General features: G+C 64.9%; 20 protein-coding genes and 1 pseudogene. 8 read left to right on the top strand and 13 right to left on the bottom strand.

Going from position 1 to position 21,859, the window contains the following annotated elements; genetic code table 11:
- Window positions 1–13 precede the first annotated feature (13 nt).
- From ACYOEI_RS22020 to ACYOEI_RS22035, 4 genes are all read right to left on the bottom strand, one after another.
- Complete coding sequence (locus tag ACYOEI_RS22020; protein WP_462851725.1) at window positions 14–670, bottom strand: SMI1/KNR4 family protein; 657 nt, start codon at window positions 668–670, stop codon at window positions 14–16.
- Between the two features lie 92 nt (window positions 671–762).
- Window positions 763–2,502: an IS1634 family transposase gene (locus ACYOEI_RS22025; RefSeq protein ID WP_462851726.1), complete on the bottom strand. Its 1,740-nt coding sequence runs from the start codon at window positions 2,500–2,502 to the stop codon at window positions 763–765.
- Window positions 2,503–2,718: 216 nt separating this feature from the next.
- Window positions 2,719–2,946, bottom strand: coding sequence for a carbonic anhydrase family protein (locus ACYOEI_RS22030; protein ID WP_462851727.1), 228 nt, complete (start codon window positions 2,944–2,946; stop codon window positions 2,719–2,721).
- Window positions 2,947–3,292: 346 nt separating this feature from the next.
- Window positions 3,293–3,886, bottom strand: coding sequence for a DUF6933 domain-containing protein (locus ACYOEI_RS22035; RefSeq protein WP_462851728.1), 594 nt, complete (start codon window positions 3,884–3,886; stop codon window positions 3,293–3,295).
- A 248-nt stretch (window positions 3,887–4,134) separates the two neighbouring features.
- Here ACYOEI_RS22035 and ACYOEI_RS22040 point away from each other — a divergent pair, with 248 nt between their 5' ends.
- Both ACYOEI_RS22040 and ACYOEI_RS22045 read left to right on the top strand, forming a co-directional pair.
- On the top strand, window positions 4,135–4,995 hold the full coding sequence (locus tag ACYOEI_RS22040; RefSeq protein ID WP_462851729.1) for a DUF3050 domain-containing protein: 861 nt from the start codon (window positions 4,135–4,137) through the stop codon (window positions 4,993–4,995).
- Window positions 4,917–5,375 carry an IS66 family transposase gene (locus tag ACYOEI_RS22045; protein ID WP_462851730.1) on the top strand — a complete coding sequence of 153 codons (459 nt, stop codon included), beginning with the start codon at window positions 4,917–4,919 and terminating at the stop codon, window positions 5,373–5,375. The genes ACYOEI_RS22040 and ACYOEI_RS22045 overlap by 79 nt, the downstream gene beginning before the upstream one ends.
- Before the next feature lie 46 nt (window positions 5,376–5,421).
- On the opposite strand, the gene ACYOEI_RS22050 is transcribed toward ACYOEI_RS22045, so the two are convergent.
- From ACYOEI_RS22050 to ACYOEI_RS22075, 6 genes are all read right to left on the bottom strand, one after another.
- Entirely contained in the window at window positions 5,422–5,943 is a 522-nt protein-coding gene (locus ACYOEI_RS22050; RefSeq protein WP_462851731.1) for a hypothetical protein, read from the bottom strand.
- A gap of 120 nt (window positions 5,944–6,063) precedes the next feature.
- Window positions 6,064–6,537: an NUDIX hydrolase gene (locus tag ACYOEI_RS22055; protein WP_462851732.1), complete on the bottom strand. Its 474-nt coding sequence runs from the start codon at window positions 6,535–6,537 to the stop codon at window positions 6,064–6,066.
- Between the two features lie 127 nt (window positions 6,538–6,664).
- Complete coding sequence (locus ACYOEI_RS22060; protein WP_462851733.1) at window positions 6,665–6,967, bottom strand: HNH endonuclease; 303 nt, start codon at window positions 6,965–6,967, stop codon at window positions 6,665–6,667.
- 329 nt (window positions 6,968–7,296) lie between these two features.
- Entirely contained in the window at window positions 7,297–7,569 is a 273-nt protein-coding gene (locus ACYOEI_RS22065) for a DinB family protein (RefSeq protein WP_462851735.1), read from the bottom strand.
- Between the two features lie 18 nt (window positions 7,570–7,587).
- Window positions 7,588–7,785 (bottom strand): hypothetical protein, encoded by a 198-nt coding sequence (locus ACYOEI_RS22070; protein ID WP_462851736.1) that lies wholly within the window; start codon window positions 7,783–7,785, stop codon window positions 7,588–7,590.
- A gap of 124 nt (window positions 7,786–7,909) precedes the next feature.
- A complete protein-coding gene (locus ACYOEI_RS22075) occupies window positions 7,910–8,182 on the bottom strand; it encodes a GNAT family N-acetyltransferase (protein WP_462851737.1) in 273 nt (90 codons plus the stop codon).
- Between the two features lie 5 nt (window positions 8,183–8,187).
- On the opposite strand from ACYOEI_RS22075, the gene ACYOEI_RS22080 reads away from it, so the two are divergent.
- Window positions 8,188–8,874, top strand: coding sequence for a hypothetical protein (locus ACYOEI_RS22080; RefSeq protein ID WP_462851738.1), 687 nt, complete (start codon window positions 8,188–8,190; stop codon window positions 8,872–8,874).
- Between the two features lie 185 nt (window positions 8,875–9,059).
- On the opposite strand, the gene ACYOEI_RS22085 is transcribed toward ACYOEI_RS22080, so the two are convergent.
- Together ACYOEI_RS22085 and ACYOEI_RS22090 are read right to left on the bottom strand one after the other, a co-directional pair.
- Window positions 9,060–9,887 (bottom strand): metallophosphoesterase, encoded by an 828-nt coding sequence (locus tag ACYOEI_RS22085; RefSeq protein WP_462851739.1) that lies wholly within the window; start codon window positions 9,885–9,887, stop codon window positions 9,060–9,062.
- A 104-nt stretch (window positions 9,888–9,991) separates the two neighbouring features.
- Window positions 9,992–12,661, bottom strand: a complete 2,670-nt coding sequence (locus ACYOEI_RS22090) for a serine/threonine protein kinase (RefSeq protein WP_462851740.1) — start codon at window positions 12,659–12,661, stop codon at window positions 9,992–9,994.
- Window positions 12,662–13,162: 501 nt separating this feature from the next.
- Here ACYOEI_RS22090 and ACYOEI_RS22095 point away from each other — a divergent pair.
- Window positions 13,163–14,407 (top strand): hypothetical protein, encoded by a 1,245-nt coding sequence (locus ACYOEI_RS22095; protein ID WP_462851741.1) that lies wholly within the window; start codon window positions 13,163–13,165, stop codon window positions 14,405–14,407.
- Between the two features lie 764 nt (window positions 14,408–15,171).
- Window positions 15,172–15,429, top strand: a pseudogene (locus ACYOEI_RS22100) (DUF4214 domain-containing protein); the annotation flags it as partial.
- 400 nt (window positions 15,430–15,829) lie between these two features.
- Here ACYOEI_RS22100 and ACYOEI_RS22105 read toward each other — a convergent pair.
- Window positions 15,830–16,228, bottom strand: a complete 399-nt coding sequence (locus tag ACYOEI_RS22105) for a hypothetical protein (RefSeq protein ID WP_462851774.1) — start codon at window positions 16,226–16,228, stop codon at window positions 15,830–15,832.
- Between the two features lie 650 nt (window positions 16,229–16,878).
- Between ACYOEI_RS22105 and ACYOEI_RS22110 the strand changes: the two genes are divergently transcribed.
- The 3 genes from ACYOEI_RS22110 (at window position 16,879) to ACYOEI_RS22120 (ending at window position 21,793) form a co-directional block, all read left to right on the top strand.
- The gene (locus tag ACYOEI_RS22110) at window positions 16,879–18,888 is read left to right on the top strand and encodes a DUF6065 family protein (protein WP_462851742.1); all 2,010 of its coding nucleotides are present in this window, start codon (window positions 16,879–16,881) and stop codon (window positions 18,886–18,888) included.
- Window positions 18,889–18,961: 73 nt separating this feature from the next.
- A complete protein-coding gene (locus ACYOEI_RS22115) occupies window positions 18,962–19,765 on the top strand; it encodes a hypothetical protein (protein ID WP_462851743.1) in 804 nt (267 codons plus the stop codon).
- Window positions 19,766–19,954: 189 nt separating this feature from the next.
- Window positions 19,955–21,793 carry a cupin-like domain-containing protein gene (locus ACYOEI_RS22120; protein WP_462851744.1) on the top strand — a complete coding sequence of 613 codons (1,839 nt, stop codon included), beginning with the start codon at window positions 19,955–19,957 and terminating at the stop codon, window positions 21,791–21,793.
- The last annotated feature ends 66 nt before the right edge of the window (window positions 21,794–21,859 follow it).

A 21,859-nucleotide genomic window follows, 5' to 3' on the forward strand; every position in this document is an offset into this window, starting at 1 on the left:
GGCCCGTCCCGTCTCACAAGTGGTCGATCTCGATCCCGGCCGCCCCAAGCTCGACCACGATCGCCTCGAAGTCCCGCTTGGTCCAGCCCCCGATATATAACGGCGATGTGTCGTCGCCTTCGAGCACGCAGGCGGCCCCGCCCGCTCGGTGGAACGCCTGCAACTCGTTGACACGGCCACAGGCCGTCCAGCCGGCCAGGAACCGCTCCAGGGCTTCGGGCGTGACGTCCGACCCGCCGGTGGACTCGTAGCCTCCCCAGACGGCCTGCAAGTGGAGCGTCACCAGCAGGAACTCCGAGCATGTCCCGTGCTCAAGATACCACTCGGTCGGCTGCTCCAGGTCGTTCGGCCCCTGGTAGACCGGAGGGTCGTCGTCGGGGGATCGGCTCGCCTCGACGCCCCAGAAGACCACGCATTGGTTCTCTTCGAGGAAGACCAGCTTGCCCCCGTCGACAGTCCACTCCTCGGGCCTGAGCAGTCGGTTGTGAGCACGGTTGAACTGGTCGAAGCGGCCCGCCAGTCGGTAATAGGCACGCAGGGCAGGGGGCAGTTTCAGGCCCAGACGGTCCTCGGCCCCGGCGATGTTCGCCTCGGGCTCGCCGTCGCCCGGCGTCAGAGGCCGTGCCAGCGTGGCGAACGTAGACTCTAGTCGCTCGGAGAAAGTCGACATCGGCGATACCTCCGGAGGCGTCCGGGGCCGATCCACGAGGAATAGCCCGACCACATGACTCACCACTCTTCTTTCGCTTATTGAAAACGTGCTTAACCCGAATTATTAACTAGTCGATTGTATACTCCCTCGGAGAGCCCGAGGTAACCCAGCACCCGCTTGATCAGCACGGGCAAGGCCGTCAGATGCCTACGGCTCCCTTCTTCGCGGACCTCCTCGATCAGTGTCACTCCGACCCGGGAGATCGCCTCCAGCACTCGCCTCGCCGTCGGTCGATCCGTCGTCCGCTTCGCCTGACCCGGGAACAAGCCGCCCAGGTCCACACCGTCCTGGTCCTGGCCCCGACGCACCAGCACCTCGAACAGTGTCAGGATCCGCAACGCCAGCGTCAGCAGATGCGTCAAGCCCCGTATCTGGTCGTCTCGATGCACGAACAGCGGCCGGATCCCCAATGGCTTGTCCTTCAATTGGTGGAACGCATGCTCCACGCACGTCCCCGCCCGGTAACTCAACACCGATTCCGTCAACGACAGCCGAGAGGCCGCCATGTTGGTCACCTGCACCTGCCAGCCCATCCGCATCACCAGCCCTTCGATCGACGCCTCGTCCCGCGTCACCGACGTCACCTGATAGCGGACCGTCGACTCCGTCGTCTTAAGCCGCCCGGGGCCACCACGGCCCGGGCCTACGTAGTGCTCTCGGATCGTCTCCTGCCGTTCCCATTGCACCGTCAACAGCGCCTCCACGCCCTGCTCGGCCAACACCTCGGCGACGGCCCTCTCCAATTCCGCTTCGATCGTGTACTGGGTTCGCCCAGGCCCCGGCGCCGGGGTCAGGGCGCGGATCGCCGCCTCCGCCTTCTTCAGCTTTCGCTCCAACGTCGCCGCTTGGCTCTGTGCCGACGACTCGGAGCGGATCACTTGCACTCGCTCCTTCCATTCATGGACGTCCGGCCCCACTCGGGCGGATTGGGGACGCTCGAATTCATATCCGCGGCCGAGGAATCCCTCCGACTCCTCCCCGCGACGGATCTCGATCAACTCCGCGGCCCGGTCCCCGGCGACCGCGGCCTCGACCCACTCCGTGAACTGAGCCGAGACCTTCCCCGTCAAGGCGAGCCGAGTCAGGTAGAAGTCCTGGTTCGCGGCGATCTCGGCGCGAGTCTCCAAGGCGGCCATCTTGCAATCGCCGGAATAGAGCAACCCGGTCTGGCCGAGCGTGGCACGGATGCGGCGATACAACGGGAGGTACAAGGGATCGTCGGCAGCGTTGCCGGGATGGATGTCGCCGGCCAAGAACAGCCCGGTCGGCTCGGCGACGGCGGCCATCAGCTTGAACTGGGCCAGGTCGGGACGATGGTCCTTGCTGTGCCCGAGTTGCATCAGGCCGTCGTCGGTGACGGTGTGGTATCCGCAGCTGGTGGTCGCATCGAGTCGGACACGATCGACGGGGAGGGCATAGACGTCGCAGTGGGATTCCCAGAGATCCGCTTCCAGGGCCGCCCAAGCGTCGGTGTCGGCGAGGCGTCTCAGGAGCAAGGTCAAGCGATCGTCGCTGAATTCGACGGGCCGTAGGGCCTGTCCGGTGAAGGTCTCGAGGGTGTGGCGGAGTTCCAATGCCCAGTCTTGGACGGGGGACTTGCGGTGGTCGGCGTGTGAGAGGATGTAGGCGATCCAGGCGGTGATGAGCCATCCGTTGGAGAGCCCCTGGTGGAGCGGATGCGGCGTGAGGTGTCGATCGAGGATCTCGGGGAGTCGGAGCTTGCAGAGGAAACCCAGGAGGAGGGGGACGTCATTGACCCGTTCGTGGGTGAGTTCGAGTGTAGGATCCACGGGGCGCTCCGAGGCATGGCAGGGGAAAGGCCTCGTTGTATCGCGGTGGGGATGCCGGATGATAGATCCAGTCGGAAAAACGTGAACATAGGATCTATGCATAGATTGGGCTATGATGTAATTCTCCGTTTACTGGACATTTGGTCCGCGAAATCCGAGTCACCAATCCTCTGAGCTTTGCCAGGCCCGATCACCTTACCTTGCGAGCGGCGAAGTTTATCCCGCATCCGCATGAGGATCGGCCCGAACCCATTCTTGTCGCTGCCGTCGCTCCCGTCGCCCCAGCAGGCGTCGTTCGACCGCCAACGAGCCATCGTCGATGTTCTGGTGGACGACATACAACTCGATGGTGTGCCGCTTGGCATCAACCTGATGCTCGCTGGAATGGTGGAAGCGAAAGCTGGAACGGTGGTCGGACTTGCCGCCCAATATGATGAACTGCATGGAGTCCGGGACCAATCGGTCTCGAATTCACTGGGGATGAAATCCTCGGGACCTGCGACCGGATTGATTGTCGAGGGCGAGGCCCTCCACGGGGCGAGCGAGGCGGAAGTGGCGGCGATGGGCTATGAGATCGGCTCATACCGCCCCGAGTCTTTCCCGAGTCGCAGTCCGTTCGTCCCGGCACACGATGTTCGGTGCCGATCACCACTGCCTTGCTCCGAACCGGTACTTCCTTACCGGCCGAGGTTCGAATCGACCCGGCCCGCAGGAGCATCGTCTCGCCGGATCGGCGAGGCGGCCATAAAGCGAGGCGGACTGCAAATACAACCTAGTACAAATATTATTTTCATGTCAATGATAGGCGATGGTCCGGTTCAGGGTCGGCCCGATGAAGCCGGGACGCCCCCTCTGGTGATGGGGACCGCCACGATTCGAGAATGCCCGCCATGTCCTTGAACGCCTCTCGTGGCTTGCCGTATTTCTCTGACCGGCTCGTCGCAATCGCCGAAAGGAGCACCTCGTTGAGCCGTAACCCGACGTCCAAGGGCGACGACTTCTCCTCGGCCAGCAGGGAGGTCGCATGCTTGTTGAGTCCGTTCATGGAACCCGTGACGGCACGATCGGACGCCCGGCCGACGCGGACCGCAGCGCACTCCGGGGCGATGAAGCGAAGGTGGAGGGCCGCCAGTCCGTCGCCCTCCATGGACTCCAGAAGGCCGGACAAGGCCCGCTCGGTGAACCGGCCCTCGTCCGTGATCCCCCTGGCGGGAAAGACGATCGAGTCGAGCGACCTCGTGTTGCTCAGGAGGATGGACTGCGTCCGACCGGCGACGAAGAGATGACCCGACCAATCGGCGTATGGATGCACGTGCGAAGGCTCATGGGGAAGCGTACCGGCCCCGATCTTCGTGCTCAATCTGTGAGAAAGGCGAAAAACCATCACTGGCTCGCAAGATCATCATGCCCTGGAAGCCGGCCTTCGGATCTCGGTCCACGTTCGAGTGCGTGCGGAATATCGGTTCGGACGGCGAAGCGGCTCACCCGGTCGGGTCATGGTATACGATACCGAGCGGCGTCAGGAAGCGGGCGGCTGATCCCATCCCCAAGGGCCGACTGATCGAGCGGAGCCTCTTCCGCTACAATCAAGCTCGAGGACGCTCCTAATTTTACGGCCCGCCGGACTGCATCGTGAGCTCGCCACGAATCGACCGCATCCGAACCCGCATCGCCCCGCTGCGGGACGCCCTCCTGGCACATCCGGTCTACGCCGGGATTGACGACATCGACGGCCTGCGCCGGTTCATGGAACACCACGTCTTCGCCGTCTGGGATTTCATGTCGCTGCTCAAAGCGTTGCAGCGCCGGGTCTGCTGCGTGGACGTGCCCTGGACTCCCCCGGCGAACCCCGCCGCCTGTCGCCTCGTCAACCAAATCGTCCTGGGCGAGGAATCCGACGAGGACGAGGAGGGCAGACCTTCCGGCCACTTCGAACTCTACCGCCGTGCGATGCAATTGTGCGGGGCGGAGACCGGGCCGATCGACCGCCTCATCGAGGAGCTCCGCAGCGGGCGAGGCATTCGATCGGCCATCGAGGTCGTCGGCCTCCCCGACTCCGTGCGGCATTTCGTAGGCCAGACGTTCGGGACGATCGAGGGCGGCGATGCGTGCGCCATCGCCTCGGCCTTCACCTTCGGACGTGAGGGCCTGCTGCCCGGCGTCCTCCGCCGCATCGTGGCGGAGTTGGGGACGACGCATCGGACGGCTTTGTCCGTGTTTCGCTACTACCTCGACCGCCACATCGAGGTGGACGACGGCGAGCATGGACCGATGGCCGAGAGACTGGTTGAAGATCTGTGCGGCGACGATCCAGCCCGATGGCGATCGGCCGAGGATGCGGCGGTGCGGTCCCTGGAGGCTCGGACTATCCTCTGGAATGGCATCGGGGAACGCCTCGACGGCCGGATCTCGGCTTGTCGAACCGACTGTTCCGGCATTGGCACCGGGTTCGAGATGGGACCCTGCCCTGGGACCAGTTCCGGGAGCGGATGAGCCGACTGCGACGGGACGTCAAGCGGGTCCTTGAGGAAGGATCGCGGAGTTCGTGCGCCAAGACCGCGGCGACCTGCTTCGAGATCCTCAAGCTGGAGGAGGGCCTGCGGACATTCGCTCGGGTCAAGGGCGTGGAGCCGACGAACAACGCGGCGGAACGCTCGCGGCGGCACGCGGTGATCTGGCGGCGGATCAGTGGCGGGACGGCGAGCGTGCAGGGGAGTCGGTTCGTGGAACGAATGCTGACCGTGGTGGCGACTACTCGGCAACAAGGTCGTAACGTCCTGGCCTACTTGACCTCGTGTTTTGAAGCGGATCGTCGCGGTCACACCGTCCCTTCTCTCTTGCCGGCTGGCACGTCCGACATCAAAGCCGCCTGATTCCACTTCTCCAATATTATGAACATCTACTGATCGATAGACATTCCTACCCCCAGGCTATGAGGCCGGGATCGCCCCGGTAGCCACATTTTGTGCATCCTGGTGCGGACATCGAAACCTTGCCTTCCTCGCAGTTCGGACAGCAATCCGTATCAAGGAGCATCTTCACATTTTCACCCAAGGTCGCACCACAACTGGTGCAGGATCGCTGCTTGAATTTGAAATCCCAAGGTCCGTAACACCGGGGACAACGGTCGTGGGGCACGACCTGGATATCGCCACCAACCACATATTTTTGAGGCGAAGAATCGCCCCATGTTCTGTAGGGCGGCTGCCCCCCCGAGGTGGAGAAGCCTGTCGTTAGGAGCGGCAAGGGGTGGCTACGCTTCGGGTCGAAGACCTCAACGATCACGTTGAAGTTTACGGAGGAATCAGGGCCGAAATTTTCGCTCAGGCGGGCCAATGCTTCTCGGATCGCAGCAAATTGGTCGGACGCCAGGATTTGATGGACCTGCTCGGCCAGCTCATCGACGATCGGTTCAGCGGACTCGAACGATGACCTATCCATCTGGGGCTCCTGAGCCAAGGTTCTTCGGTGACACTTCGGCGACCAGTTCTCTCGAAGTTCAAGGAAGGGTAGGATCTCTCGCCCCAACATCCAGGGGAGCATAGGCCACGAGCAACGGTGTCATGCCGAGCCTATTATGATCCGCTCCAGCTCGTCGATCAGGGGCACCTGGGCGGCGTTGACCTTCCGCCTCGCTTCCTCTGGGCCGAAGAATGCCGCCCGATCGACTTCGGGGAACTCCATCCAGCGCCCCGACCTGGGCGGCCACTCGATCGAGACGCTGTTGCAGGTGATCTCGGTCGGGTCGAGGTCCCCCTCGAAGGCCCAGGCGTGGACGGTCTTGCCCCCCTTCTGCTTCACGGAGCCCAGGGCGAGGAAGGGGCCGCTCGGAGCGGTGCCGAGCTCCTCCTCGAACTCCCGCTCGGCGGCGTTCAGTAGATCTTCGCCCGGCCCGACCTCGCCCTTGGGGATCGACCAGGCCCCCTCGTCCTTATTCACGAAGAACGGCCCGCCGGGGTGGACCAGTAGGACCTCCAGTCCACCAGCGACAATCCGATACATCAGCAGCCCGGCGCTCACCCGTTGACCTGGCATATCTCGGGACCTCAACGAAGGGCGGCGGGACTTGTTTGAGGCGTCGTGTGGCCAGAACGTCGGAATCGGCATGATGACGCAGGATCCCATTGAACCCTTGGGATCTTCTCCGACCTTCGTCGGGATTTCACGGCTCTCGCCCGACGTTATGGCCGACGTGTTCCCCGATTGCTGCCGCCGATGTGGAGCCGTGACCTGACGGTCCCGCCCCTTTCTCTGTATTGCACTTGTAGTGGGCGAGCTGCGTGTTCCCATAACTATGCTCGCCCCCTTTCGCCAGGGGAATGACGTGATCGATCGTCGCCGCAGACGGGTGGGGCGGAAGTCTGGTGAAGTCCACCGGCCCGCCGCAGATGCGGCACGTGTCCTCGTCACGCCGCCTCAGCACGGCCATCGAGACGGGCTCGACGTAGGCACGACGGATCATCATCTTGCGGTTCTTTCGCTGCATGGACCTGCGGCAGGCCGGGGAGCAATACTTCCTTGCCTCCGTGGCATCCCGGAAAGTCCGCCCGCACCGGGGGCACCTCATCACGATGCCGCAGGCCCCCCGGTCTCCCTCTGGAGCGTTCGGCTCACTCTGGTCGGGCTTATCCCCGGAGCCTATGGACACGGCCCGAGCGTCATCGATCCTCGTCGTGCGGGATCTCTCTCGGCAATTGGGCGAGCAGATGTTGGCGAGGGGATGGGCCGCCTCGAATTCATCCCCGCAGTAGAAGCAGACCTTCGTGAAGGTCGCCATGCGGCCGTGTCCGGGGGTCACCAGGACTTCTCGTCGAGCGTGTGCCCGTGGGCCTGGACGTGGTAGACAATCTGACCGAGGTGGTTACTGACGTGACCGGCGCACACGAGGAACAGCCCGAGACGATCCCGCACCGGCTTGCCACGATCCGTCACCGGCGTCGTCAGGCCCGACTCTCCCTGCGATCGAATCGTCGCCACCACCATGTCGACGGCCTCCTGGAAACGGCCCAGCAATTCCTCGGCGGGCGGCCGTGACGGATCAGAAAACTCGGCGGCCCGGTCCCTCACGTATCCCGAACCGGCGACTCACGCCCCGATGAAATGGTTCAGGCTGCCGGTGAGGTGGACCACGATCCGGCCGACGCTGTTGCCGAACCCGAAAGGGTTGGACCAGAGCTGGTCATGCGACAGCATCCCGACGAGGCGCCCGATGCGAGCGGCCAGATGCTCGAAATAGCCCGCCAGGTCGGCCTTCACATCCTCTGCAAATCCGTCGTGTCCCATGCGACCTCCTCCTCTTTGCTCGGCCACATCCGGTGCGTCGAGAAGCTTCTGCATAGAATCGTCCGACTGACCAGACCGTCGTGGGAAGGGGCTGCCTCGGCGATCTCGATCAGTGTGTCCAGTATCATCGATAATAACCGGCATTGGCTGCCCGTCTCAGGATTTCCGCGACCTGGATACTCCCAACTCCCCGACCTCGATGCTCGGGGATCACATACAGTTGCTTAATCGGGCGATTGGGTTGAGGGCACCCAAGTCCGACTGCACCTCGATGAGATGAACCAGAGTGACGCCTCCTCGCTCCAATGTGATACCCATCCGGGACCGGGCCAGGACTTGGCCCAAGTCCTGCCGGGGGTGAACGGCAGCGGGCAGCGGACCGGGGTTTCGGAGTCATCGACGATGGGCGAACTGGTCGTGCTGAGACAACCTCGGCTTGTCCCCGTGCTCGAACTGGAGCCGTGGACGTTCTCAACCGAGGGACGGCCCCGCCCCTACGAGTCCGGTGACAACTCGCCCGAGGCGCAGGGCCGGTACTGGCTCGACTGCCTCGCCGACTCGGGGATCACTGGCCTGGCTCCGCTTCGGCCCGCCTCCTGGCATGTCCCGATTCACGAACTGGACGACCAGGACAGGCTGGCCAGGGTCGTCCGCATCCTCAACCCGGAGATCAGTGACGTCTCGACGCCGGATGGGGTGGAGGAGATCGGAGCCCTGGCGGGCGGCCTGGCTCTCCTCGAACGGGGCGAGGTCCTGGTCGAGCCAACCTGCTGCGCCGACCTCGGGAACCTCTCGGAATGGCGGGCCGCCACGGGACATCAGGAGCCGGAGTGGCGGATGCTGTGGATCGGGCACCCTTGGCTCTCCGTCCGGACCGAGGGCCGTTCGCTCGTCTTGAGCGAGCCGCACGAGTCGTATGACCCCAAGCCCCGGTGGAGGGTCGATGCCGGCGTGCTCGACCGGGCCGTGGACGCCGCCGAGGTGGCGCAGGAGGGCTTCGCACGGAAGCTGGAACGAGTGCTGGATGATCTCGTAGCGGCGGAGCACGCCGGTCGGCTCGCCCGTCGCCTGGCGGGGTTGAGACCCTGATGCAGTGCGGCTGACGGCATCAGTGCCATGCCCCCGGATCGGGTGGACGGGCCGGCTTTTGCTCGGAGCTTTCTCTCGTCGAGGCCCCTGGCCCGTAGTCCGGGCGTAGGCGAAGTCTCGCACCGACACGACTTCGGGGCAACCGGGGCGGATATCGGCAGGATTTCACAGGCCGGCCACGGCCCTCACCTCGCCCTCAGGAACACCGGCTCGGCCGTCGCCGACCTCAGCAGGCAGGCGGTCGGCTTCCCCAAGCCTCCCGACGTATCCAGCCGGATTCGGATCTCGTCGACATCGGGCTCGGCGACGCGGACGTGCCCCGTGACCTGGACCTTGCCCGGATAACGCAGGGGCGATTCGGACAACCGCTTGTCGGCCCCGAGCCAGACCGGATACTCGGCCTCCCAGAGCGCCTCGGTCTTCGTCCCGGCGATCGGCTTTAGCCGCTTGCGATCCCACCTCCCAGCCCGGAGTTCCTCAACCTGCTCCTCAGGCCTCGCCCCCAACTCGGGCGACAACCCGTTGTGCAGGAACAGATGCCCCGAAGCTTCGACCAGCCAGGGCAACGAGGCGAGGAAGGCCCGATGCTCCTCCGGCATCGCATCCCGCAGGGCGTTGAGATCCTGATCCCAGGCGCTCCCCCCGGTCATCGCCGGTCGGCCCAGGTAGCTCTCGAACGTTGCATGGTGGTCGTATCGAGTCCGATAGCCCGCGACCCAGTAGGGCGACGTCGGGCCGTCGTCGAGCCTCGCCGCCCTCACCAGGGCCAGGTCGTGGTTTCCCATCACCGCCGAACCGCCGGGAGCCCGACCGAGCAACTCCAGCACGAGGTCGATGATCTCCCTCACCCCAACGTTGCGGTCCACGAAATCGCCGAGGAAGACGATCGCGCAGTCGGGCCACTCGGGCACGTCCTCCAACGCACCGACCAAACGGGAAAGCTCCGCGTGCTGCCCGTGCAGGTCGGCGATGGCGACGATCGGATAGCCCAAGGTCGTGGGCAGGTCGATCATCGCCAAATCTTGATTATTGAAAATGTCTTTCACATTAAAACGCTTATGATTTTCAGAATCTTTCAATTATTGAATTATCCGTGTTCCATCCGTGGCGGGCGAGATCATCGCTTGGAGACGATCGGCTCGGGTGGAGTCGGCGTGGCGCGGGCCTTGGCGACGGCGTCGAGGCGGCTGACCGTCTTCAGGGTATCGGGGTGGCTGGGACCCAGGACTCGTCGCTGGACATCGAGGCAGGGGCGGAGCAGGGCCTCGGCCTCGTCGAGACGGCCGCGGGACCGCAGGAGGGAGGCCAAATTGCTGATCATGAAGAGTGTGGATGGGTGCTCGGGCCCCTGGCTCTCGCGTTGCAACGCGAGGTCCTGGCGGAAGAGCGACTCGGCCTCGTCGAGGCGGCCGAGGTCTTTCAGGACGTAGGCCAGGTTGAACATGGTGGCCAGGGTCCCGGGATGTTTCGGCCCGAGGACCTCGCGGTTGTGGCGCAGGGACTCGCGGAAGAGCGGCTCGGCCTCGGCGTATTTCTTCTGCGTCTCGAAGAGAGTCGCCAGGTTGTTGAGCGCGGCGAGGGTGTCGGGGTGCTTCGGCCCTTTGATGCGCCGGGAGTCGGCCACGAGCCGACGGAAGAGGGCTTCGGCTTCGACGGTCTTGTCGCGTTTCAGGAGTGTGAGGCCCAGGTTGTTGAGCGCGGTGAGGATGATGTCCTGGTCCGGCTTCGGGGCCTTCCGGGCGTCGTCGAGGTAGCGACGATACAGGGCCTCGGCCTGCGCGAATCGGCCCCGGTCTTTGTGGAGGTCGGCGAGGTACTCGGCCGAGGCGAGCGAGACCGCGTGGCTCGGCCCGAGGTCTCGGCGGGTCGCCTCGACGGCCTCGAGCAGGAGGGGTTCGGCCTCGTCGACGCGCCCGAGGTGGCAGAGGAGGTGTCCGAGCTCGGACTTGGCCTCAAGCCCGTCCCGACCCAGGCCCCCCGGCCTTCGCCCGAGGATCCGGTAGGCCGCCCGGTAGTGCCCCTCGCTCTTCGCGTATTCGCCCAGGCCGTGATACGTCCGGCCGATCGCAATCCGGATCGCGGCCTCGATCTCCGGCTGGTCCGCGAACGACGATCCGACCTCCGCCGCGGCGCGGTCGAGGACTTCGAGCAGGGTGACCCGGCTCGCGGCCGGGTTATTCGCGGGCTCGGCCTGGATCAACAGCTTGTGAATCAAGAATCGATTGATCGCATCGGCCCGGGCGGCCTGGGTGCGGGCTTTTTTCCGCTGCCGCACGGCCTCGCGCCAGTTCCAGGTGATCCCGGCGAATCCGACGACCAGGGCGACGACCAACGACGACGCCAGCGAGGCCTGGAGCGGCTTGCGGCGGCACCAACGCCAGGCGCGCGACGCCGGGCCCACGGGCCTCGCCGCGATCGGCCGCCCTTCGAGGAACCGGCCGAGGTCGTCGGCCAACTGCCGGGCCGTCTCGTAGCGGCCTGTCGGGTCCTTCGCGGTCGCCTTCGTCACGATCGTCGCCAGGTCCACGGGGACCGCCGGGTTCCGCCTCCGGATCGACGCCGGCTCTCCCTCCACGACCCGGCGGAGGATCTCCTGGCGGTCGGCCCCCGCGACCGCCGGTCGCAAGGTCAGCAGCTCGTAGAGCGTCGCGCCCAGCGAATAGACATCCGTCCGGCGGTCGACCAGCGCACGACGGCCGAGGGCCTGCTCGGGGCTCATGTAGCGGAGGGTCCCGGGCAGGTCTCCGGTCACGGTCACGCCCGCGTCTCCTTGCACGTCGGCCATGCCGAAGTCCGCGACCCAGAGGTCTCCTCGACGATCCAGCAGGAGGTTGGCCGGCTTGACGTCGCGGTGGATGACCCCGTGGTCATGCGCATACCCGAGCGCCTCGGCCGCCTGGATGCCCAGCCGCGCGACCGTGCGAATATAAGCCCGCGTCCCGATCGACAGGCTTGGCGACTCCATCTTCTCGGCCGAGGAGACGTGGCCGGTGTGATGTCGGCCGCTGTCCGACTCGCCGCGAGGCGGGGCGAATCGGCCCGACAAGACGCCCGCCGCCAGAGAGTCGGCCTTGACGGCGGAAGCCGGCGCTTCGGCTTCAAGGTCGCCGCCGTCGACCAGGCCTCGGAGCTCGCCGATCAGGTCGGCGAGGCTCCCCCCCTCGATGAACGGCATCGCGTAGTAGGGGACGTCGTCGACCAGGCCCACGGCGTGCACCGGCACGATCCGAGGATGCTGCAACCATCCGGCGACCTGCGCCTCGAGTTGGAACCGCTGGAGCGCCCTCGGGTCCATCGCGGCGGCCAGGGGCAGCACCTTCAACGCAACCCGGCGCGTCAGGGTGACCTGCTCGGCCTCGTAAACGATCCCCATGCCCCCTCGGCCAACCTCGCGGATGATCCGGAAGTCGCCGAAGACCCGCCCGGCCGACGCGATGGACTCCGGACCTTCCCCGGCGGCCTCACCTACTCGACCGAGTGCAGCAAGGCTCTGCAAGGCCGGCAAGAGGCCTCGGATCACCTCGGCCCAGGCGGGTTGCTCCGCAACGAGCGCCTCCACGTCGACCGCTTCACCCCCCTGGATCCTCCTCGTGAGCCCTTCGACGAAGCCGGCCAGTGCCGGGTCCCATGTCCCCGAGTCCGAACGATCTCCGCCCCGATCTGACGAAAGAGGATCCCTCACTCCCCAATCGGCATCGGGGTGGATCAACCCTTCCTCGCCCGCTCGGCCGGACCGCACCCCAACTCCAGAGGTCGCGGCGTTGTCAAGCTTCGAGGGATCTGGCATCGCGGAGACTCGCGGTTCGTTGAGGGTGGGTCGGGGCAATCATCCCCCTCAAGCCTTTAACACGACTAAGTCGACCTGTTTAGTTGAGTATAGCCGTAGGCTTCAAAGTCCTGCAAGGTCGAGGACCAATGACGTACACCGAGACGGCAGCCGAGACGGCCAGGGATAGGTTGCGTGAGACACCACCTCTCGACGTCGGGGTGGGTCGACGAACGGGCAATGTGTCGGTGGCCGTGGGGGAGCACAGACCGGGCCGATCCACCTCAAAGCGTAGAAAAGAGACCCTGGCTTTTCAATCCCCGAGCCGTCGGATCGACGCACGGGTGAAGCCTTTGCCCTACGGGGATTGAGGTGCTTCGGTCGACCGTCTCGACAAGTCCCAAACCTTTAAATACATTCAACCGGCAGGAGCGTCTCGTCGTCGGCCGGTCGATTCGTCAAACCTCGCGACGGCCGTGTCGGGCGAGCTCCAGGACCGATCATCGCCGGGGAGCCTCGAGCATGAGTAGATCGCCCGTCCTCGGTTGGTTCCTGGCCCTGGGCTTGGTCCTCGGCATCCCTGCGTCGATCGTCGCCTGCCTGTGGGACCGGGATACCCCGGAAGAAGAGAGCCGAGGGCTTCCCGAGGTCGTCAACGTGCTGACGGGCCGATTCGAGAGGAACCCGCCGCTCTTCTACGAGATGCGTCTGACACGAGTCTCGGCCCACCTCCAAAGCCACCCCGAAGATTTCTCGGCCTACGACGACGCGGGCGTCGCCTGCGACCGCCTCGGTCGCGGCGATGAGGCGATCGCCTGGATGGAGAAGAAGTGGGCAAGGCTCGAGACGCTCGACGCCGCCCAACCCGAAGCGAAGGAGCAGCGATACCGCTACCACGCGAACCTCGGCACGTTCCTCGTCCACCGCTGGGTGAGGCAGGGGGCCGACCGCGCGAAGATCGACGAGGTGAAGGCGGCCCGCGACCACATCGCCAAGGCCCTCGAGATCAACCCGAACGCACACTTCGGCCGCGAGACGTACCAGTTGCGGGCCCTCGAGTGGATCATCAACCCGCCCAAGGTGGCGGGCTTGGACGCCCTCCCCAACCTCCTCGGCTGGGTCGCGTCACCCTATGGCGAGCCAGCGGAGCCCAAGGAGGCCGGCAAAGCCGTCGATCCCACAGAGGCCGACAAGGCCGTGCGAGGGCTGGCGGGCTTGATTGTTCTGGGCAACGCCTGGGAAAGCGTCGACGTCTACTATGCCCTCTGCGTTGCGCTCCAGTACGACACCCTCGGCTTCGAGAAGGGCATGGGCGCGGGCCGGAACTATCTCGCCTATTTCGCCTGGCTACGATGCCGCGAGTTGATCGTCGCAGGCAAGAACTCGATGCTCCCCGATGCGCCAAGGGGGATCGCTCTGACGGCCTTACTCCCCAAACCACGCCACGTGGACGATGAGAAGGCCCTCGAGCCCATGTTTGCGAAACTCCGAGACGAGGCAGACACCTGGCACGCCGAGCGCATCGCCTTCATGACGGGCCGATTGAAGGAAGGTCTCCACCCCGATACCAATCCAGACTTCTGGGCCGGCTACACTCCGGGCCCCGAGTCCAGCCTCCCCACGAAATCTTCGATCGACGTGTACGTGCAGGGGCTGAGGTTGCCTTATGAAATCGCGGAGCTCTCGATCCTCGGCATCCCCATTATCCTCCTTGCTTTCGGGGTCATCCTCTGGAGGCGGAGCCGACGGAAGGCGGTCGCATTGTAAGGATTGGACGAGCCGAGGCCTGACCGGGGATCCTAAAGCCGGGTGCTTAGGATCGTATCAAGGAATTGGGCCGATGGATTTCGCCGATGTGGCTTAAACGCACCCTTGCTGCGCCAGGCTGGGCAATGCGCTTCGCGCATTCCGACTCATCCTCCCGATCTCAAATCTTGAGATTTTCGGATTATTTGAATATTTGAAAATTACTATCATCACGCAAAGCAACCCGAGATTCGCGCCGCACTTCGACACCTGACTACGCCCCGCCCGGGAAGGCCATTGCAGTCGCCCCTCGTAACGGCCCGATGCCTGGGGTCCCCGCCTGAATGATGGAACTCCCTGAAGAATATACCGTTTCGACGACGGTCATCGTCCCTCAGGTCGTAGGCCAAGTGCCGTTCCACACGGCATCCACGGTGAAATCTTCAGGCTCGGCCCGGATTGCCGCGACTGATGGATTCTCGCCGGATCGAACCTCCCGCGATCACCATAACCCATAAACGTTGAAGGGAACGTGCAAAGGCATGGCAATTGCTTAAAGTTTGTCGCGAAATTCATCCAGGCAAAATAGTCAAGCCAGCTAAGCATTCCGACGCGTTTCGGAAGGGTTGGCCGCATTTCTGTCGAAGGCGGAAGTCCAGTAGAGGAGGCGACGCATCATGTTTCGCAAACTGAAGAAAGCCTTACGCGACGCGGGCTTCGGCAGCCTTCGCCGCCCACTCCGGAAGAGCGCCCCTGCAATTTCAGGGCTCGAGGACCGGACCTTGATGTCCGGCCCGGGGACGGAAAAACTGGTTTCACACCCGACTCCCCTTGAAATCGCCCGAGCCAACCAACCGGAGATCCGCGCCGCGGGCCAGGTACACGCCGAAGCCCGGCGCGCCTCCCTGGCGAACACGCGAGCCTTCGTGGATTCGCTGTACGTCACCATCCTGAATCGGCAGCCCGATCCCGACGGTGCCGCATTCTGGACCCACCGGATCCGCGCCGGCGAGAGCCGAGCACGCGTTGTCCGCGCATTCCTGAACTCGCCCGAGCGCGGCCAGACCCCCACGACACCAACCCCAGCACCGACCCCAACCCCAGCACCGACTCCGACGCCCACTCCGACTCCGACTCCGACTCCGACTCCGACTCCGACTCCGACTCCGACTCCGACTCCGACTCCGACTCCGACACCGACACCGACTCCGACTCCGACACCAACACCAACACCGACGCCCACTCCTACGCCCACTCCGACACCAACACCAACACCAACACCAACACCGACGCCCACTCCTACGCCCACTCCGACACCGACACCGACACCGACACCGACACCGACTCCGACTCCGACACCAACACCGACGCCCACTCCGACACCGACACCGACACCGACGCCCACTCCGACTCCGACTCCGACTCCGACTCCGACTCCGACTCCTACGCCCACTCCGACTCCGACGCCCACTCCGACACCAACACCGACTCCGACTCCGACGCCCACTCCGACGCCCACTCCGACACCAACACCGACTCCGACGCCCACTCCGACGCCGACTCCGACTCCGACTCCGACTCCGACGCCCACTCCGACACCAACACCGACTCCGACTCCGACGCCCACGCCGACTCCGACGCCCACTCCGACTCCGACTCCGACTCCGACGCCCACTCCGACACCAACACCGACTCCGACTCCGACGCCCACTCCGACTCCGACTCCGACTCCGACTCCGACTCCGACTCCGACTCCGACTCCGACTCCGACGCCCACTCCGACTCCGACTCCGACTCCGACTCCGACTCCGACTCCGACTCCGACTCCGACTCCGACGCCAACTCCGACTCCGACTCCGACGCCCACTCCGACTCCGACTCCGACGCCCACGCCGACTCCGACGCCCACTCCGACTCCTACGCCCACTCCGACGCCAACTCCGACACCAACACCAACACCGACGCCCACTCCGACACCAACACCAACACCGACGCCTACGCCAACTCCCACGAACCCGATTTTGAATTAGCGACTTCGGCAACGCGCAATCTGTGGTCCCGAGAGCGCCGGGTTGCGTCTCTGGGGGTGGCCGCCATCCACCGGTCACCCCTAGAGAGGTTGGCGCGATCGAAGAAGGATTCCCCCGGAACGGAGAACCCGTTCGACGCCCGATTGGGGGGTCTCAAGAATGGAGCACGACCCCGGGTGGGAGCGATCGTGTCAACGATGTCTTTGCAGGAACGGGGCGAAGCCCTCGAGAAACGACGCTTGTTTGCGCCGAGGCCTCGGGGCATGATAGAGGCGTCCCAAGGCTTGCGAGGTCTCGCGGGGGGTCGTCTCGCCGCGGTCTCCCGTGGGCCGGTCGGCGGGCTTCGTCCCCATCTGAATCGGGCTGTTGGCGATGAGTCGGGACGCCGTCGATGCGAGGGGCCCCAATCGCCCCATCTTTCCTCGGTCGACTCCATTCGACGCCGTTTCCGTGGAGTAGGGTATGGAACGACCGCAGCTTGAAGTCGACATTTATCAAATTGTTGACGACAACGTGCTGAAGAGTCACCGGACGGACGGCACCGGGTGGGAATGGGGCTGGGCGGAGTGGCAGCGGGACTGGATGGATGCCACGCCGAATCGTTACGCGTATCGCTGCCTCCCGCTGACGATCGCGAATCAAACGGGTTGGTGGATCCGGAACCCGGTCGGCTTCACGGCGGTCTGGCGAGGGCAGAACCAGCCGGGGTCCATCGACTTCCGATTCGACGCCGCGGGCGACCTCTGGAAGAGCTGGATCAACAGCCAGTTCGGCGAGGGGATCATCACCTGGAACACGCCGTTCCTCTTCCGGACCAAGCCGCAAGGCTCGCGTCTCTTGATCTGCGGCCCGGCGAACTACTTCCGACCCAACGCCTACCCGCTCACCGCGCTGATCGAGAGCGACTGGATGACCATGTCGTTCACGATGAACTGGAAGCTCACGGCACCGAACGTGCCGGTGAGGTTCGAAGTGGGCGAGCCGCTCTTCCAGGCGATCCCGCTGGTCAGCAACGTCTGCGCGGACCTCGAGACGGCCTCGGTCACCTACCAGAAGTTGGTCGACGACCCCGAAATGAACCGCGCCTACCACGAGTGGAACGTCTCCCGGACGCGGTTCCATGAGCAGAAGGCGAAGGGCGAGGTCAAGCCGGACGGCTGGCAGAAGGACTATTTCCAGGGCCGAGACATGTCAGGCCAGCAGACGATCCGCGACCACATGACGAAGGTCAAGCCGCCGAAGATCCAGTACCGATCGGGCTCGGGCGAGGCGGTCGCGACGTCGACATCATCCGCCTCCCCGAACCGACACGTGGAAGGCCAGGCCGCCCCCCTCCGGGCCGCCATCCAGACCGCAGCCCAACCCCAGGGGAGTCCGGAAACGATGCCGAACCCAGTGCGCCTGGCCAACGCCGCAACCCGCCCGGGACAGGATCCCGCCCCGGTCCCGGCCGCGGATCCGGCCCCCGGCCGCCAGGTGGACGACGATTGGCGCCGCTGGATCGCCGAGAACCTGATTCTCGGCGGCACGCCCGACAACATCGCGAAGGCCATGGTCGCGCAGGGATTCGCCCCCCAGCACGCCGCCGCCGAGGTCGATCTGGCCCTGCGGAGCCCTTATCTCAGGGGTGCCGAGCGGCTCCGGAACCGCCTGACCAAGCGAGATTGGTTGCTCGCGACGTATCGGAAGCTCAACCGTCTCCACCCCAACTCGGGCGAGATCGAGCGCAGGCATAAGCTCTCGCGCCAGGAGTTCCTCGACGAGTATTACAGCACCAACCGCCCCGTGATCATCACCGGCATGATGGAGGATTGGCCCGCGTTGCAGAAGTGGGGCCTCGACTACTTCGAGACCAAGTTCGGCGACCGCGAGGTCGAAGTGCAGTTCGGCCGCAACGCGGGCGCGAACTACGAGATCGAGCGCGAGAAATACCTCAGCCGGATGCTGTTCGCCGACTTCGTCAACCAGGTTCGCAATGCCGGAGTCACCAACGACTTCTACCTGACGGCCAACAACAACTCGAAGAACAAGACCGCCCTGCCGGAGCTCTGGGACGACATCGCGCCGCTCCCCGAGTACCTCGACGGGCGCGACAAGACGGCCGGCTTCTTCTGGTTCGGCCCCGCCGGCACGATTACCCCGTTCCACCACGACCTCACCAACAACTTCATGGCCCAGGTGATCGGCCGCAAGCGGGTCAAGATCGCGCCGTCGTGGGACATGCCGTTGATGCATAACTATCTGCATGTTTTCTCGGCCGTCGACGGGCGCAACCTCACGCCGATGCCCCACCCGCCGCTCGACCAGCCGCAGATCCTCGAGTGCATCATCGGGCCCGGCGACATTCTCTTCCTCCCCATCGGCTGCCTGCACTTCGTCGAGGGGCTCGAGATTTCGGTGACCATGTCGTTCACCAACTTCGCCTTCGACAACGATTTCTCCAGCTTCTACACGACCTACCACGGCGTCTAAGCCGAAGGGCGAGCCGGTCGGGTCGTGCCGACCGGTTGCTCCGTCCACTCGGCCGCCGGCGGGGGGGATGCCAATGCAGCGAATCGCGCTGGGCGCCGAAGGGCTCTCGGGCGTCCCCGAGTTGACGAACGCCGCCCTGGACGCCGCGAGGTCGAACAAGGACGTGGGGTGCCTGATCGACCGCGTCATCCCCGGGCGGCCCCTCATCATCAGCTTCGGGTTCGTCGACTGGACCAACCCCCCCATCTTCGACTTCTTCGGGCGGACCAAGAAGCTCGAGGATCGTATCGGACTGCGGTTCAACCGTATCTTGATACGAGACGTCGTCAACTCCTGGTATCACCGGGGCGTCCCCGGGCTCGGGACGCACGTGGACGAGGTCGCGGCGACCCTCCGCGGCCTCGTCCGCTCGATCGGCCCGAGCGAGGTGATAACGATCGGCCAGTCGATGGGGGGTTATGCGGCGGTCCTCTTCGGCATGCTCCTGAACGCCGACCGGATCGTCGCCTTCGGCCCTTTGTCCCACCTCGACCCGGCCGAGGCGGAGCGCTACGGAGACCGTCGGTTCCTGCCGGTGATGCAACAGTTGCGGGACGACCCGCCGAAGTCGGGCTATTCCGACCTCGTCGAGCTTGGCAAGGCCCTCGACTACCGAGGGGACCTCCACGTCCTCTTCGGCACCCATCCCGGTATCGACGACGGCGTCTCCGGCAACCTCGACGCCCTCCACGCCTTCCGGCTCGCGAGGCTCCCCCACGTGACGTTGCACCCCTATCCCCAATCCGTTCACGCCGTCATCCAGTGGCTGATCGACAACAAGCAGATCGACGACTTGCTCGCCGGCCTGCTCGCAGCCGAACCTGTGGCTTCGGCATGAGTGTCTCTCCTGAAACCCGTTTTCTTCTCAAGAAACGGGTTTCCGTGGGAGTCCACGACGACATCCCGGGTGTGGTCGTCGATGTCGAGAGCATCAGAAACCCGTTTCTTGAGAAGAAAACAGGTTTCGGGAGAGGTCCCGCGAGGCTTACAATACCTGTAACTTCAATTTTTAAATCTAGACAATATTATGTCTAACAATGTCGATTGGTTCGGCCCCGGTGTCCCCCTGGTGATCGCGTTCGGCGAAATCGGCGCCTCGGACGATGTCCTCGGCCCCCGCGAGATCCTCGGGCGACTCGCCAGCCATCGCCAACAGCCGTTCGGGCGGATCGTCCTCAACGACCGCGGGCAGGCAGGGTACTACCGAGGCATCGACGGCCTTGGCGAGTCGATCGAGGAGGCCGTCGCGGCCCTGCGGCCGATGATTGCCGAGCTCGATCCGAGCGAGGTCATCACCTTCGGTCAGGGCCTCGGAGGGCATGCCGCGCTCGTCTACGGGATCCTCCTCGGCGCCCGGCAGATCGTCGCCGTCGAGCCTCCCGCCCATCTCATCGCCGACGAGCTCGCCCTCTACAACGACCGGCGATGGGGCCATGTCCTCGACGAGTTCCCCGACCCCGCCCTGGCGAAGCGCTACGACGTCTCCGCCCTCATCGACCGCTCGGACTTCCAGGGAGACATCGTCGTCCTGTTCGGCACGAAACGCGAGAACACCCATCCCGACGCCGTCTCCCTCGACGTCATCCACGCGCATCGGATCGGAGGCTCCGATCGGGTTACCCTCGTCCCATTCCCCGACGCCTCGCAAGGACTGCTCGACCGGCTCGCCGAACGCGGCGACCTCGAGGCGGTGCTGTCACGCGCCCTCTTCGGGGACGCCAGCACCCTCCCATCGCCTTGCTTCATTCCCCTCTTGGACACGGAACGGTTGGCCGAGAGCCAACTGCGGCACTACGCCGTCCACATCAATCGCCACGAGGCCGGCACGGGGGAAAATGCCGTGGCCTACGCCTCGCCGGGCATCGAGCACGCCGAGAATTCGGTACTCAAGATCGACGACGAATGGCGACGATGGATATCCGAAAACCTGATGCTGGGATCGTCGCCCACGGACCTCGAAGACACGATGGTGGCGGCCGGCATCTCCAAGGATGAGGCCTCGCTGGAGCTGAAACGGGCGATCCAAAGCCCCTACTTTTGGGGAATGCAGCGCCTCCAGAACCGCCTGAAGAAGCGCGACTGGCTCTTCGCCACCTACCGCAAGCTCCAACGCCAGCGCCCGGAATTGTTCGAGGTCGAGCGTCGGCACCGTCCGTCCCGCGACGAGTTCCTCAACGACTACTACACCACCGGCCGGCCCGTGATCATCACCGGCGTGGCCGATGGCTGGCCGGCCCTGGAGCGTTGGAGCCTCGACGCCCTCGCCTCGCGGTTCGGCGACCGGATGGTCGCGATCGGACCCGCCCCCGATGCGGAATCGCCGACGACGCCGGACCGGATGCTGGCGATGACGGTGGCCGAGTACCTCGCCTCCTGGCCCGACGCCGCCGGGGTCCTGGTCGCGGGCGACAATTCCTCAAATCAAAATCAATTCATTGAATTATGGGACGACGTCGAGCCGATCGCCGATTACCTCGACGCCCGAAACCATCGTGCGGGGACCTTCCGGCTCGCCCCGGCCGAGTCCGTCGTCCCGCTCCACCACGACCTCGTCAACGTCCTCGTGGCCCAGGTCGTCGGCCGGACGCTCCTCAAGCTCGCCCCCTCGTGGGAGCTGCCGCTGATGGAGAACACCGGCCGGGTCTCCTCGAACCTCGACGGCCGGACGCTACCCCACGACCCCGTCGTCCCGCTCGGCCGGCCCCAGATCCTGGAATGCCTCCTCGAGCCGGGCGAGCTCCTTTTCCTGCCGGTCGGCTGCTGGTCGTTCGCCGAGACCTTCGAGCCTTCCGCCACTCTCTCATTCACGAATTTCGCCTTCGACAACGACTTCGGCGACTTCCGGATCTCGGCCCGGGGCGTCTAACTCGTTCTCGGCGGCCCCCGGGCGGGTACATAGAGCCCGAGGCCAGGAGGGGATACCAGACCACGG

The organism is Singulisphaera rosea, assembly GCF_054877945.1.